The sequence below is a fragment of the Pseudomonas sp. THAF187a genome (genome assembly GCF_009363395.1).
Classification (GTDB): domain Bacteria; phylum Pseudomonadota; class Gammaproteobacteria; order Pseudomonadales; family Pseudomonadaceae; genus Aquipseudomonas; species Aquipseudomonas khazarica.
The window spans coordinates 2,483,034-2,496,407 of record NZ_CP045349.1 but is presented as its reverse complement, the minus strand read 5'-3'; the positions used below and the strand labels follow the sequence as shown (position 1 = coordinate 2,496,407).

Sequence of the window (13,374 nt, the reverse complement as noted above, 5' to 3'; positions counted from 1 at the left end):
CACTTACTCCTGGATGACGTCCGCACCTTGCGGGATGTCGAAGCTGAACAGGCCGTCGTCGACCGGCTCGTTCATCTTCACATTGAGGAACAGGATATTGGTGCGCTGACCAATGCTGTCGATCAGCTGCATGTCGTTGAGCACGCGATTGCGGAACGACAGGCGCAGGCTGTCGAACAGGCTGTCCTTGGCCTTGGGCTTGAGGATGAAGTCGACCACGTTGCCGCCTTCCTTGTAGTCGATATCGAAGTTCTCGCGAATCTGCGACACGTCACCGGAGAGCAGCAGCGCCGGGGTGTGGGTCAGACGCTGGTCGAGGGTCTGCACGGTCACCTGCTCCAGGTCCGGGTCGTACAGCCAGACCTTCTTGCCGTTGGACACCAGCAGCTGCTCCATCGGCTGGTCGGTATGCCAGCGGAACAGCCCCGGGCGCTTGAGCACCAGTTGCCCGGCGGTTTCCTGCAACTGGGTGCCGCTGGCATCGAGCGTCAGTTGCGAAAAGCGCGCACTGATGGTCTGCGCCTGGTTGAGCAGCTCGGTCAGGCGCTGGGTGGCCGCCTCTTCGTCAGCCTGGGCAGTCAGCAGGGTAAAACTCAGAACAGCCAGCATCAGCAGGCGAATAACACGCATAGGAACCCCTTTAGTCCGTGTGAGGATGGCGAGGTGACTCCGCACCTCGCATTGCTCGGCCGCATGAACGACCGTGGAATCTTGTAGACCGCGAATCGGGCGGTTTGTCCGTGAGATGCCGAAGTCAGTCGCGCGACGGCCCGGGCGCAATGACCTCGCGTGAACCGTTGGTGTTCATCGAACTGACCACGCCGGCCATCTCCATCGCCTCGATCATCCGCGCCGCGCGGTTGTAGCCGATCTTCAGCTTGCGCTGCACTGCAGAGATGGAAGCACGACGGCTTTCCAGCACGAAGTTGACGGCTTCGTCGTACAGCGGATCTTCCTCGCTGCCCTCGCCGCCTTCGCCACCACCGCCTTCGAAGCCGCTGCCACCGCCCTCCTCGACGCCCGCGAGGATGTCCTCGATGTAGTCGGGCGAGCCGCGCTGCTTCCAGGCCTCGACCACACGGTGCACTTCATCGTCGGAGACGAAGGCGCCATGCACGCGGATCGGCAGGCCGGTGCCGGGCGGCAGATAGAGCATGTCACCATGCCCCAGCAGCTGCTCGGCGCCACCCTGGTCGAGAATGGTGCGCGAGTCGATCTTGCTCGACACCTGGAACGCCATGCGGGTCGGAATGTTGGCCTTGATCAGACCGGTGATCACGTCCACCGAAGGGCGCTGGGTCGCCAGGATCAGGTGAATGCCCGCGGCCCGCGCCTTCTGGGCGATACGCGCGATCAGCTCTTCCACCTTCTTGCCGACGATCATCATCATGTCGGCGAACTCGTCGACCACCACCACGATGGTGGGCAACGGCTTGAGCAGCGGCGGCTCGTCTTCCATGCTTTCGCGACGGAACAGTGGATCGGTCAGCGGCGTGCCGGCCTCGATGCCGTCCTTGACCTTGCGGTTGAAGCCCGCCAGGTTGCGCACGCCCATCGCCGCCATCAGCTTGTAACGGCGCTCCATCTCGGCCACCGACCAGCGCAGCGCATTGGCGGCCTCCTTCATGTCGGTCACGACCGGGCACAACAGGTGTGGAATGCCTTCGTAGATCGACAGCTCGAGCATCTTCGGGTCGATCATGATCATCCGCGCCTCTTCCGGCGTGGACTTGAACAGGACCGACAGGATCATCGCGTTGACCCCCACCGACTTACCGGAACCCGTGGTACCGGCCACCAGCAGGTGCGGCATCTTGGCCAGGTCGGCGATCACCGGACGTCCGCCGATGTCGTGCCCGAGGGCCAGGGTGACCGGCGACTTGGCATCGTCGTACTCGCTCGACGACAGCACTTCGGAGAAGCGCACGATCTGCCGGTCTTCGTTGGGTATCTCGATGCCCACGGTGGTCTTGCCGGGAATCACCTCGACCACGCGTACGCTGACCATGGCCATCGAGCGTGCCAGGTCCTTGGCCAGGTTGGAGATGCGGCTGACCTTGACGCCGGCAGCGGGCTGAATTTCGAAACGGGTGATCACCGGGCCCGGATGCACGGACTCCACCACCACCTCGACGCCGAATTCCTTGAGCTTGATTTCCAGCAGGCGCGACATGGCCTCGAGCGACTCGGGCGAATACTGCTTCTGCTTCTTCTCGGCGACATCGAGGATGGAAATCGGCGGCAGGCTACCCTCGATGGCGCTATCGACGAACAGCGGCGCCTGTTTCTCCTTGAGCACGCGCTTGCTCGGCTCCGCCGCCTTGGGCGGCGCAGGCGGCGTGATCACCGGTGCCGGGCGCTTGTCGCGCTCGCTCATGTGCTTGCTCAGCGACTCTTCGCGTTCGAGCAGGCGCTCCTTGACCTTGGCCTGTTCGCGGCGGTCAGCGACCACGGGCGCGGCCACTTCGATGACGCGGTCGTCCAGTTCACGCAGTTGCGCGACCATCTGCTTGCGTTCGCTGCGGGCATTCCACCAGCCGGTGATGGCGCCATGGATCAGCTCGATCAGATCGAGGGTGATCTTGCCGGTCAGGTCCATCACGCGGAACCAGGACAGGTCGGTGAACACGGTCAGGCCGAAGAGGAACAGGGCCAGGAATACCAGGGTGCTGCCTTGCACGTTCAGCGCATGCACGGCCAGATCGCCCAGGCTGGCGCCCAGCATGCCGCCACCGGAGCCCTGCATGCCGGCATCCGCCGCGAAATGGATGTCACCGAGCGCGGCGCCAGAGAGAATCAGGAACACCAGGCCGATGCTGTGCCAGGAAAACAGCCAGCCATTCCAATGCCAGGGTTGGTTACGGGTGCGGAACACCTGCCAGGTCTTGGCCGCCAGCAGCAACGGGAAGATGTAGGCGAAATAGCCCAGCGCACCGAACAGCGCGCTGGAGAGCCAGGCGCCGATGCTGCCACCTGCGTTGATGATGCGCTCGACCTGCACGCTGTTGTCCCAGGCCGGATCGGCGGCGTTGTAGGTCAACAGTGCCATCAGCAGGTACAGGCACATAGCGCCCAGGGCGATCAAGGCGCCTTCCTTCAGTCGATACTGAAGTTTCTGACGCCAATCGATAGTCTGGGTGGTGGAATTCTTCAAAACAGCCATTTCCTGCGCCCTGGGCGCGTCCATCTGATGATTGATCGCGGAAGCGGCCTATTGTAGGGCCTGCCTGGTGCTCAGGCCAATTGCCAAGCTCCCGCACTTGCCCTGCTTCGGTGTAGCATAGCCGCCAGCAGCTTCCATGCGGCTCAATTGGAGCACGCATTCTCTTTTGTGACAAAGGCTTATGGGGTTTTTTTATGAGCGAAGTCAAGCATTCACGCGTGATCATCCTGGGTTCCGGCCCTGCCGGTTATAGCGCCGCCGTGTACGCCGCGCGCGCCAATCTCAAACCCGTGGTCATTACCGGCATCCAGCCTGGCGGTCAGCTCACCACCACCACCGAAGTGGACAACTGGCCGGGTGACGTCGAAGGCCTCACCGGCCCGGCCCTGATGGAGCGCATGCAGAAGCATGCCGAGCGCTTCGACACCGAGATCATCTACGACCATATCCACACCGCAGAGTTGCAGAGCCGCCCCTTCGTCCTCAAGGGCGACAGCGGCACCTATAGCTGCGACGCACTGATCATCGCCACCGGTGCCAGCGCCCAGTACCTCGGCCTGCCGTCGGAAGAGGCATTCTCCGGCAAGGGCGTTTCCGCCTGCGCGACCTGCGACGGCTTCTTCTACCGCAACCAGGTGGTCGCAGTGATCGGCGGCGGCAACACCGCCGTGGAAGAGGCGTTGTACCTGTCGAACATCGCCAAGGAAGTGCACCTGGTGCACCGCCGCGACAAGCTGCGCTCGGAGAAGATCCTGCAGGACAAGCTGTTCGACAAGGTCGAGAACGGCAACATGCGCCTGCACTGGAACCACACCCTCGACGAAGTGCTGGGCGACCAGACCGGCGTGACCGGCGTGCGCCTGAAGAGCACCCAGGACGGCAGCACCCAGGACCTGGCCCTGGCCGGCGTGTTCATCGCCATTGGCCACAAGCCGAACACCGAGCTGTTCGTCGGCCAGCTGGACATGCATGACGGCTACCTGAAGATCAAGGGCGGCAGCGAAGGCAACGCCACCGCCACCAGCATCGAGGGCGTGTTCGCCGCCGGCGACGTGGCCGACCACGTCTACCGCCAGGCCATCACTTCGGCCGGCGCCGGCTGCATGGCCGCGCTGGACGTCGAGAAGTTCCTCGACAGCAACTGATGGCACCAGGGCGAGCACCCCGCTCGCCCTCCCCTGCCCCGCGGACGGACGCGCATGCTGACCTGGCTGCAACGTGATTCCCTGCAGTTCCCGCCACTGGCCAAGGCCATGCGCGAACCGAACGGCCTGCTGGCTGCGGGCGGCGACCTCAGCGCCGATCGCCTGATCAGCGCCTATCGCCACGGCTGCTTCCCCTGGTTCCAGGACGGCCAGCCGATCCTCTGGTGGTCACCGGATCCGCGCACCGTGCTGTTCCCCGACGAGCTGCATGTTTCGCGCAGCCTGGCCAAATTGCTGCGTCAGCAACGCTACCGCGTCAGCTTCGACCAGGATTTCGCCGCAGTGATCAACGCCTGCGCAGGGCCACGCAGCTACGCCGACGGCACCTGGATCACCCAGGGCATGCAGGATGCCTACCTGCAGTTGCATCAGCGCGGCATCGCCCACTCGGTCGAGGTCTGGCTCGACGACGAACTGGTCGGCGGCCTCTATGGCCTGGCCATGGGGCAGCTGTTCTTTGGCGAATCCATGTTCAGCCGCGCCGACAACGCCTCGAAAGTCGGTTTCGCCACCCTGGTGGGCAAGTTGCATGAATGGGGCTTCGCACTCATCGACTGCCAGATGCCCACGCAGCACCTGCACAACTTCGGCGCCAGGGCCATACCGCGCGCCACGTTCGCCGAATACCTGCAGCGCCACCTCGACCTGCCCAGTGCAGCGGACTGGCTCGCCTAGTCGACTGGCCAACCCTGACATACACTCTTAGTCAGGTTTTCCCGAGACACCGCCATGACCGAGCTGGCCCGCCTGAAGTTCTATGCCACTCAGCCACATCCATGCAGCTACCTGCCGGAAGAACAGGCGACGACCCTGTTTCTCGACCCCAGCCAGCCCATGGACGTGCTCGTCTACGCCGAACTTTCGGAAATGGGCTTTCGCCGCAGCGGCGATCACCTGTACCGCCCGCACTGCCAGCAGTGCACCGCCTGCATTCCGGCACGCATCCCGGCAGCGCTGTTCACGCCGAACCGCCAGCAGCGGCGCATCCTCAAGCGCAACGAGGACGTCAGCGTGCGCTCGGTGCGCCCGGCATTCACCGAAGAGTATTACGCCCTCTACGTTCGCTACATCGAGCAGCGCCATGCCGATGGTGACATGTACCCGCCCAGTCGCGACCAGTTCTCGACCTTTCTCGTCCGGGACCTGCCATTTTCTCGTTTCTATGAATTCCGCCTGCGCGGCAAACTGGTCGCCATCGCGGTCACCGACGTGCTGCCGAACGGCCTTTCGGCGGTCTACACCTTCTATGATCCGGATGAGGAGCGCCGCAGCCTCGGGCGCTTCGCCATTCTCTGGCAGATCGGCGAGACCGCGCGCCTGGGCCTCGAAGCCGTCTATCTGGGCTACTGGATCAAGAACTGCCGGAAGATGAACTACAAGACCCAGTACCGCCCGATTGAGCTGTTCGTCAATCAGCGCTGGACACAGCTGACCTAGCGCCCCTCCCGCCCCCTCAGCCCCGGGCAAAGCACCAAGCCACTTGGCGCAGCCCCCTGTTTTCGGGCACAATGCACGCCGCTTTTGCCTGGGGCCAGTCGCGCCGGGCCATTTCCTGGATACCGAGGGCTTTACTGCATGTCGAAAGAAGACAGCTTCGAAATGGAAGGCACTGTCGTCGACACCCTGCCCAACACCATGTTCCGCGTGGAGTTGGAAAACGGGCACGTCGTTACCGCGCACATCTCCGGCAAGATGCGCAAGAACTACATCCGCATTCTCACTGGTGACAAGGTGCGCGTCGAGCTGACACCTTATGACTTGAGCAAGGGCCGCATCACCTACCGCGCCCGCTAAGCCAAGCACCAAACGAAAACGCCCGGCGACTGCCGGGCGTTTTCGTTTGTGCGTGTGGCGCAGGCCTCCCTGGCCTGCGCCGGCGCATCTCGATCAAGCGACTTCCGCCGTCGTCTCGAACTCGAAGCTTGGCTCGCCATCGCGGATGTCGATGTGCACCACACCGCCATGCTCGGCCAGCTCGCCAAACAGGATTTCCTCCGCCAGCGGACGCTTGATCTTGTCCTGGATCAGTCGCGCCATCGGCCTGGCCCCCATCATCACATCGTAGCCACGTTCGGCCAGCCAGCTGCGCGCCGCGTCGCTGACTTCGAGCGTAACCCGCTTGTCCTCCAGCTGCGCCTGCAGTTCGGTGAGGAACTTGTCGACGATGCTCTTGATCACTTCGTGGCTCAGGCGGCCGAACTGGATGATGGTATCCAGCCGGTTGCGGAACTCCGGCGTGAAGCTCTTCTTGATGACTTCCATGGCATCGGTGGAGTGATCCTGCTGCGTGAAGCCGATCGACGCACGCGATGCGGTTTCCGCACCGGCATTGGTGGTCATGATCAGGATCACGTTGCGGAAATCCGCCTTGCGCCCGTTGTTGTCGGTCAGCGTGCCGTGGTCCATCACCTGCAGCAGCAGGTTGAAGACTTCCGGATGCGCCTTCTCGATCTCGTCGAGCAGCAGCACGCAATGCGGCTGCTTGGTGATCGCCTCGGTCAGCAGGCCACCCTGATCGAAACCGACGTAGCCGGGCGGCGCGCCAATCAGGCGCGACACGGTATGCCGCTCCATGTACTCGGACATGTCGAAGCGCACCAGCTCGATCCCCATGGCCTTGGCCAGTTGTCGCGCGGCCTCGGTCTTGCCCACCCCGGTGGGGCCGGCAAACAGGAAGGAGCCGACCGGTTTGTCCGGCGCCTTGAGGCCGGCCCGCGACAGCTTGATCGCGGTGGCCAGCGAGTCGATGGCAGCATCCTGACCGAATACGGTGAGCTTGAGGTCGCGCTCCAGGTTGCGCAGCAGCTCCTTGTCGGAGCTGGACACGTGCTTTGGCGGAATCCGCGCGATCTTGGCGACGATGTCCTCGACTTGCGCCACGTCGATACGCGCCACACGTTTGTCTTCCGGCTGCAGGCGCTGGTAGGCGCCCGCCTCGTCGATCACGTCGATGGCCTTGTCCGGCATGTGGCGGTCGTTGATGTAGCGCGCCGCCAGCTCGGCCGCCGCACGCAGCGCCTCATCGCTGTATTCGATGTGGTGATGCTGCTCGAAACGGGCCTTGAGCCCCTTGAGGATGCCGTAGGTGTCATCCACCGAGGGCTCGACCACGTCGACCTTCTGGAAGCGCCGCGCCAGTGCGCGATCCTTCTCGAAGATGCCGCGAAATTCCTGGAAGGTGGTCGAACCGATGCAACGGATCTCGCCGGAGGACAGCAGCGGCTTGAGCAGGTTGGAGGCATCCATCACCCCGCCGGATGCGGCCCCAGCACCGATGATGGTGTGGATCTCATCGATGAAGAGGATGGCGTGCGGACGCTTGCGCAGCTCGTTGAGCAGCGATTTGAAGCGCTTCTCGAAGTCACCACGGTACTTGGTGCCCGCGAGCAAGGCGCCCAGGTCCAGTGAGTAGACCACGCTGTCGGCGAGCAGGTCAGGCACCTGTTCGTCAACGATGCGCTTGGCCAGGCCCTCGGCGATGGCGGTCTTGCCGACGCCGGCCTCACCGACCAGCAGCGGGTTGTTCTTGCGCCGACGCGCAAGGATCTGCGCCACGCGCTCGACCTCGTGCTCGCGTCCCACCAGCGGATCGATCCGCCCCTGGCGCGCAAGCTCGTTGAGGTTGCTGGCATAGGCATCGAGCGGATTGCCGGAGGTGGCGGAATCACCGCCTTCCTCATCCTGCATGTCCTGATCGCTTTCGTGGTGATCACCATGTCCCGGCACCTTGGAAATGCCATGGGCGATGTAGTTGACCACGTCGATACGGGCAACGCTCTGCTGCTTGAGCAGGAACACGGCCTGGCTTTCCTGCTCGCTGAAAATCGCCACCAGCACATTGGCGCCGGTGACTTCACGCTTGCCGGAGCTCTGCACGTGGAACACCGCGCGCTGCAGCACGCGCTGGAAGCCCAGGGTCGGCTGAGTCTCGCGTTCCTCGTCGTGCTGAGGAATCAACGGAGTGGTGGAGTCGATGAATTCCTGCAGGTCATGGCGCAGCTTGTCGAGGTTGGCCCCACAGGCCCTTAGAACACTGGCGGCGGCCTCGTTATCCAGCAGGGCCAGCAGCAGGTGCTCGACCGTCATGAACTCATGACGTTTTGCACGGGCCTCCTTGAAAGCCAGATTGAGGGTGACTTCGAGCTCTCGATTCAACATAGCTTCACCTCATACCCAAGTGGCCGGCGTTAACCGTCCTTCTCTATTTCACAGAGTAGCGGATGCTGGCTCTCACGCGCATATTGGTTGACCTGCATGGCCTTGGTCTCCGCAATGTCGCGCGTGTAAACCCCACACACCGCACGTCCTTCTGTATGGACGGTCAGCATGATCTTGGTCGCCAGCTCCCGGTTCATGCCGAAAAAGGTTTCAAGTATTTCGACGACGAAGTCCATCGGTGTGTAGTCGTCATTGAATAGGACCACCTTGTACATCGGTGGTGCCTGCAGTGCTGGCTTGGATTCCTGAACAGCGATACCAGAGGAGTCATCCTCATGCTCTGCCGGGTGATCCTGATTGAATGTTAGTCGAATCTGGCTACTTGCATGCATGCTGAATTCAGAGGTTCAGGGCTGGGCGAACTGGGATGCTAGAGGGAGTTTGACTGAGTTCTCAGCCATCCGCCGTATAGCCTTGACTATCGGCAAAAGGGTGTTACAACCAATGAATACCCACTAGTGGGTATCAGGGGTTCCACGCCTTCGCCCAGCCTGGTCGGTTATCGCGCGGAATCGAAGTGGATGATACTCCAGAGATGGAGTCCTTTGCAGAGGGATATCAGCATGCTCAGCGGTAAGGTCAAGTGGTTCAACAACGCCAAAGGCTATGGATTCATCCTGGCCGACGGCCGAGATGAGGACCTGTTCGCCCACTACTCGGCCATCCAGATGGACGGTTATAAAACGCTCAAGGCCGGCCAGCCGGTCCGCTTCGAGATCGTGCAGGGTCCCAAAGGACTGCATGCCATCAATATCAGCGCGGTGACCGCCACTCAGGACGCCCCAGCGGCCGTACCCCAGGCGCAAGATATCGCGAGCACTGTCGAAGTCTGAGCATCCTGGCAAATCGCCACAAGAAGGCCGGTCATGTGACCGGCCTTTTTTTCATGCGCTGATCGAGTATCCAATCACATGTGGCTGATCATCGCGTCACCGAACTCGGAACACGACAGCAGGGTCGCGCCCTCCATCAGGCGCTCGAAGTCATAAGTGACAGTCCTGGCCGCGATCGCGCCATTGGTGCCCTTGATGATCAGGTCGGCGGCCTCGCCCCAGCCCATGTGGCGCAGCATCATCTCAGCCGAGAGGATGACCGAACCCGGGTTGACCTTGTCCTGGCCGGCGTACTTCGGCGCAGTACCGTGAGTGGCCTCGAACATTGCCACCGAATCCGACAGGTTGGCCCCCGGCGCGATGCCGATGCCCCCGACCTCGGCCGCCAGGGCGTCGGACAGGTAGTCACCGTTGAGGTTGAGCGTGGCGATCACGTCATACTCGGCCGGGCGCAGCAGGATCTGCTGCAGCATGGCGTCGGCAATCACGTCCTTGACCACGATGTTCTTGCCGGTCTTCGGATTCTTGAACTGCATCCACGGGCCGCCATCGAGCAGTTCGGCGCCGAACTCCTCACGGGCGATCTCGTAGCCCCACTCTTTAAAGGCCCCTTCGGTGAACTTCATGATGTTGCCCTTGTGCACCAGGGTCACCGAACCACGATCGTTGTCGACCGCATACTGCAGTGCCTTGCGCACCAGACGCTTGGTGCCCGCCTCGGAAACCGGCTTGATGCCGATGCCGCACATGTCGGTGAAGCGGATCTTCTTGACGCCCATTTCCTCGGTGAGGAACTTGATGACCTTCTCCGCCTCGGCGCTGCCGGCCTTCCATTCGACACCGGCATAGATGTCTTCGGAGTTCTCGCGGAAGATCACCATGTCCACGTCGCCCGGCTTCTTCACCGGGCTGGGCACGCCCTCGAACCAGCGCACCGGGCGCAGGCAGACGTACAGGTCGAGCTCCTGGCGCAGGGCCACGTTGAGCGAACGGATGCCGCCACCGACAGGCGTGGTCAGCGGCCCCTTGATCGAGACCACGTAATCACGCACGGCCTCCAGGGTTTCTTTCGGCAGCCAGGTGTCCTGGTCGTAGACCTGGGTGGCCTTCTCGCCGGCGTAAACTTCCATCCAGGAGATCTTGCGGGTGCCGCCATAGGCTTTCTCGACGGCCGCGTCGACGACCTTGATCATCACCGGAGAAATATCGACGCCGATGCCATCACCCTCGATGAACGGGATGATGGGGTTGTTCGGTACATTCAGTGACATATCGGCGTTGACGGTGATTTTGTCACCGCTGGCTGGCACCTGGATCTTTTGGTATCCCATGCTGGACTCCATCTTGTGGTTAGACAGTGTGCATCCCCGAGAGTAGCGCAAACCGCTTGGCGAGACACATGTGCGAAGGTCTTATTCAACTGGGCATTCTGCGGCGAGGTGCCGCAGTGGTATACTGCTTAGGTGACTAACGAGTCATAAGGGGCGACCTGACTGGAACCAGACAGCAGCCTCTTGCAACCGGTAGACGGCCACCACTGCCTGTCGGTTCGAAATGCTCGACACTCTACGGGTGCATCCAACATCACCGCGGCGAGTCCTCGACCCGGCCCCACCATCCTGGGGCTCAAGCGCCTACCCGCGCAGGTCGAGTTTCTATGCGCGCTCAGCAAAGAAGAGAGTTAACCCTAAATGTCCACCCCTTCGAAGATCATCTACACCTTCACCGACGAAGCTCCAGCCCTTGCCACCTACTCGCTTCTGCCCATTGTGGAAGCCTTTGCCGCCTCGGCTGACATCTCCGTTGAAACCCGCGACATCTCTCTTGCTGGACGGATCCTGGCAAGCTTTGCCGACCGCCTGGACGCCGACAAGCGCATCGACGACGACCTCGCCAAACTGGCCGAGCTGACCCTGCAGGCCGACGCCAACATCATCAAGCTGCCGAACATCAGCGCCTCCGTGCCGCAGCTCAAGGCTGCCATCGCCGAACTGCAGGCGCAGGGCTACGCCATCCCCAATTTCCCGGAAGACCCGCAGAGCGAAGAAGACAAAGAAGTTCGCGCGCGTTACGCCAAGGTCCTGGGCAGCGCCGTGAACCCGGTCCTGCGTGAAGGCAACTCCGACCGCCGCGCCCCGGCCGCCGTCAAGGCCTACGCCCGCAAGCACCCGCACAGCATGGGCAAGTGGAGCATGGCCTCGCAGTCCCACGCCGACTACATGCGCGGCGGCGACTTCTTCTCCAGCGAGCAATCGATCACCATGGCCAAGGCCGGTGACGTGCGCATCGAGTTCGTCGGCAAGGACGGCAAGGTCGAAGTCAAGAAGCAACTCGCCCTGCAGGAAGGCGAAGTGTTCGACAGCATGTTCATGAGCTGCCGCAAGCTGCGTGACTTCTTCGAGAAGACCCTGCAGGACTGCAAGGAGACCGGCGTGATGTGGTCCCTGCACGTCAAGGCGACCATGATGAAGGTCTCCCACCCGATCGTCTTCGGCCATGCCGTCAGCGTCTACTACAAGGACGTGTTCGACAAGTACGGCGACCTGTTCAAGGAACTGGGCGTCAACCCGAACAACGGCATCAGCAGCGTCTACGACAAGATCAAGTCGCTGCCGGCCTCGCAGCAGGAAGAAATCCTCCACGACATCCACGAGGTCTACGCCCATCGCCCGGAAATGGCCATGGTCGACTCGGTCAAGGGCATCACCAACCTGCACATCCCGAGCGACGTGATCGTCGACGCCTCGATGCCGGCGATGATCCGCAACTCTGGTCAGATGTGGGGCAAGGACGGCAAGCAGAAAGACACCAAGGCCGTCATGCCGGAGAGCACCTACGCGCGCATCTACCAGGAGATGATCAACTTCTGCAAAACCAACGGCGCGTTCGACCCGACCACCATGGGCACCGTACCGAACGTCGGCCTGATGGCGCAGAAAGCCGAAGAGTACGGCTCTCACGACAAGACCTTCGAAATGACCGCCGACGGCACCATGCGCGTCGTCGCTGCCGACGGCAGCGTGCTGATGCAGCACGAAGTCGAAGCCGGTGACATCTGGCGTGCCTGCCAGACCAAGGACGCACCGATCCGCGACTGGGTCAAACTGGCCGTCACCCGCGCCCGTCAATCCGCCACCCCGGCCATCTTCTGGCTGGACCCGGAGCGCGCCCACGACTGCGAACTGCGCAAGAAGGTCGAGCTGTACCTGCAGGACCACGACCTGACCGGCCTGGACATCAGCATCATGGGCTACAACGAAGCCATCCGCGCCAGCATGGAGCGCCAGATTCGCGGCCAGGACACCATCTCGGTGACCGGCAACGTCCTGCGTGACTATCTGACCGACCTGTTCCCGATCATGGAGCTGGGCACCTCGGCCAAGATGCTGTCCATCGTTCCGCTGATGGCGGGCGGCGGCATGTACGAAACCGGCGCCGGCGGCTCGGCACCCAAGCACGTGCAGCAGCTGGTCGAAGAGAACTACCTGCGCTGGGATTCGCTTGGCGAATTCCTGGCCCTGGCCGTGTCCCTGGAAGAAACCGGGATCAAGACCAGCAACGCCAAGGCCAAGGTTCTCGGCAAGACCCTGGACCAGGCCACTGGCAAGCTGCTGGACAACAACAAGTCCCCGGCGCGCAAGGTCGGTGAAATCGACAACCGCGGCAGCCACTTCTACCTGGCCCTGTACTGGGCCCAGGCCCTGGCTGCCCAGGACGACGACGCAGCCCTGAAGGCTCACTTCGCAGCGCTGGCCAAGCAGCTCACCGAGCAGGAAGCCACCATCGTTGCCGAACTGGCCGCCGTACAGGGCAAGCCGGCCGACATCGGCGGCTACTACCGCTCCAACCCCGAGCTGACCAGCAAGGTGATGCGCCCCAGCAACACCTTCAACGCCGCTCTGGCCTCGCTGAACGCCTGATAAGGCTTGAGCGTGAAAAGAACCCCGGCCCCGTG

General features: G+C 62.5%; 11 protein-coding genes. 6 read left to right on the top strand and 5 right to left on the bottom strand.

Annotation, left to right across the window (positions count from 1 at the left end; all coding sequences use genetic code 11):
- Window positions 1-3: 3 nt before the first annotated feature.
- A complete protein-coding gene (lolA, locus tag FIV02_RS11610) occupies window positions 4-630 on the bottom strand; it encodes an outer membrane lipoprotein chaperone LolA (RefSeq protein ID WP_037055916.1) in 627 nt (208 codons plus the stop codon).
- A gap of 124 nt (window positions 631-754) precedes the next feature.
- Window positions 755-3,163, bottom strand: coding sequence for a DNA translocase FtsK (ftsK, locus tag FIV02_RS11605; RefSeq protein ID WP_371923254.1), 2,409 nt, complete (start codon window positions 3,161-3,163; stop codon window positions 755-757).
- Between the two features lie 194 nt (window positions 3,164-3,357).
- On the opposite strand from ftsK, the gene trxB reads away from it, so the two are divergent.
- The 4 genes from trxB to infA all read left to right on the top strand — a co-directional run bounded on the left by trxB (window position 3,358) and on the right by infA (window position 6,162).
- The gene (trxB, locus tag FIV02_RS11600) at window positions 3,358-4,308 is read left to right on the top strand and encodes a thioredoxin-disulfide reductase (RefSeq protein WP_037055914.1); all 951 of its coding nucleotides are present in this window, start codon (window positions 3,358-3,360) and stop codon (window positions 4,306-4,308) included.
- 54 nt (window positions 4,309-4,362) lie between these two features.
- Window positions 4,363-5,043 carry a leucyl/phenylalanyl-tRNA--protein transferase gene (gene aat / locus FIV02_RS11595; protein WP_152488675.1) on the top strand — a complete coding sequence of 227 codons (681 nt, stop codon included), beginning with the start codon at window positions 4,363-4,365 and terminating at the stop codon, window positions 5,041-5,043.
- A gap of 54 nt (window positions 5,044-5,097) precedes the next feature.
- A complete protein-coding gene (locus FIV02_RS11590) occupies window positions 5,098-5,805 on the top strand; it encodes an arginyltransferase (RefSeq protein WP_152488674.1) in 708 nt (235 codons plus the stop codon).
- A 138-nt stretch (window positions 5,806-5,943) separates the two neighbouring features.
- Complete coding sequence (gene infA, locus FIV02_RS11585) at window positions 5,944-6,162, top strand: translation initiation factor IF-1 (RefSeq protein ID WP_002553999.1); 219 nt, start codon at window positions 5,944-5,946, stop codon at window positions 6,160-6,162.
- 93 nt (window positions 6,163-6,255) lie between these two features.
- Here the strand turns inward: infA and clpA are convergent, their stop codons facing one another.
- Together clpA and clpS are read right to left on the bottom strand one after the other, a co-directional pair.
- Window positions 6,256-8,526, bottom strand: a complete 2,271-nt coding sequence (gene clpA, locus FIV02_RS11580) for an ATP-dependent Clp protease ATP-binding subunit ClpA (RefSeq protein ID WP_152488673.1) — start codon at window positions 8,524-8,526, stop codon at window positions 6,256-6,258.
- A 29-nt stretch (window positions 8,527-8,555) separates the two neighbouring features.
- On the bottom strand, window positions 8,556-8,918 hold the full coding sequence (gene clpS / locus FIV02_RS11575) for an ATP-dependent Clp protease adapter ClpS (RefSeq protein WP_037055907.1): 363 nt from the start codon (window positions 8,916-8,918) through the stop codon (window positions 8,556-8,558).
- Window positions 8,919-9,149: 231 nt separating this feature from the next.
- On the opposite strand from clpS, the gene cspD reads away from it, so the two are divergent.
- Window positions 9,150-9,419: a cold shock domain-containing protein CspD gene (cspD, locus tag FIV02_RS11570; protein WP_037055906.1), complete on the top strand. Its 270-nt coding sequence runs from the start codon at window positions 9,150-9,152 to the stop codon at window positions 9,417-9,419.
- A gap of 74 nt (window positions 9,420-9,493) precedes the next feature.
- Here the strand turns inward: cspD and icd are convergent, their stop codons facing one another.
- A complete protein-coding gene (icd, locus tag FIV02_RS11565; protein WP_037055905.1) occupies window positions 9,494-10,750 on the bottom strand; it encodes an NADP-dependent isocitrate dehydrogenase in 1,257 nt (418 codons plus the stop codon).
- Window positions 10,751-11,110: 360 nt separating this feature from the next.
- On the opposite strand from icd, the gene FIV02_RS11560 reads away from it, so the two are divergent.
- Complete coding sequence (locus FIV02_RS11560; protein ID WP_152488672.1) at window positions 11,111-13,339, top strand: NADP-dependent isocitrate dehydrogenase; 2,229 nt, start codon at window positions 11,111-11,113, stop codon at window positions 13,337-13,339.
- Window positions 13,340-13,374: the final 35 nt, after the last annotated feature.

Excerpts from the sequence above, each read along its gene's own strand:
- lolA (WP_037055916.1), bottom strand. The coding sequence starts at position 630 with ATGCGTGTTATTCGCCTGCTGATGCTGGCTGTTCTGAGTTTTACCCTG.
- ftsK (WP_371923254.1), bottom strand. The coding sequence starts at position 3,163 with ATGGCTGTTTTGAAGAATTCCACCACCCAGACTATCGATTGGCGTCAG.
- trxB (WP_037055914.1), top strand. The coding sequence starts at position 3,358 with ATGAGCGAAGTCAAGCATTCACGCGTGATCATCCTGGGTTCCGGCCCT.
- aat (WP_152488675.1), top strand. The coding sequence starts at position 4,363 with ATGCTGACCTGGCTGCAACGTGATTCCCTGCAGTTCCCGCCACTGGCC.
- FIV02_RS11590 (WP_152488674.1), top strand. The coding sequence starts at position 5,098 with ATGACCGAGCTGGCCCGCCTGAAGTTCTATGCCACTCAGCCACATCCA.
- infA (WP_002553999.1), top strand. The coding sequence starts at position 5,944 with ATGTCGAAAGAAGACAGCTTCGAAATGGAAGGCACTGTCGTCGACACC.
- clpA (WP_152488673.1), bottom strand. The coding sequence starts at position 8,526 with ATGTTGAATCGAGAGCTCGAAGTCACCCTCAATCTGGCTTTCAAGGAG.
- clpS (WP_037055907.1), bottom strand. The coding sequence starts at position 8,918 with ATGCATGCAAGTAGCCAGATTCGACTAACATTCAATCAGGATCACCCG.
- cspD (WP_037055906.1), top strand. The coding sequence starts at position 9,150 with ATGCTCAGCGGTAAGGTCAAGTGGTTCAACAACGCCAAAGGCTATGGA.
- icd (WP_037055905.1), bottom strand. The coding sequence starts at position 10,750 with ATGGGATACCAAAAGATCCAGGTGCCAGCCAGCGGTGACAAAATCACC.
- FIV02_RS11560 (WP_152488672.1), top strand. The coding sequence starts at position 11,111 with ATGTCCACCCCTTCGAAGATCATCTACACCTTCACCGACGAAGCTCCA.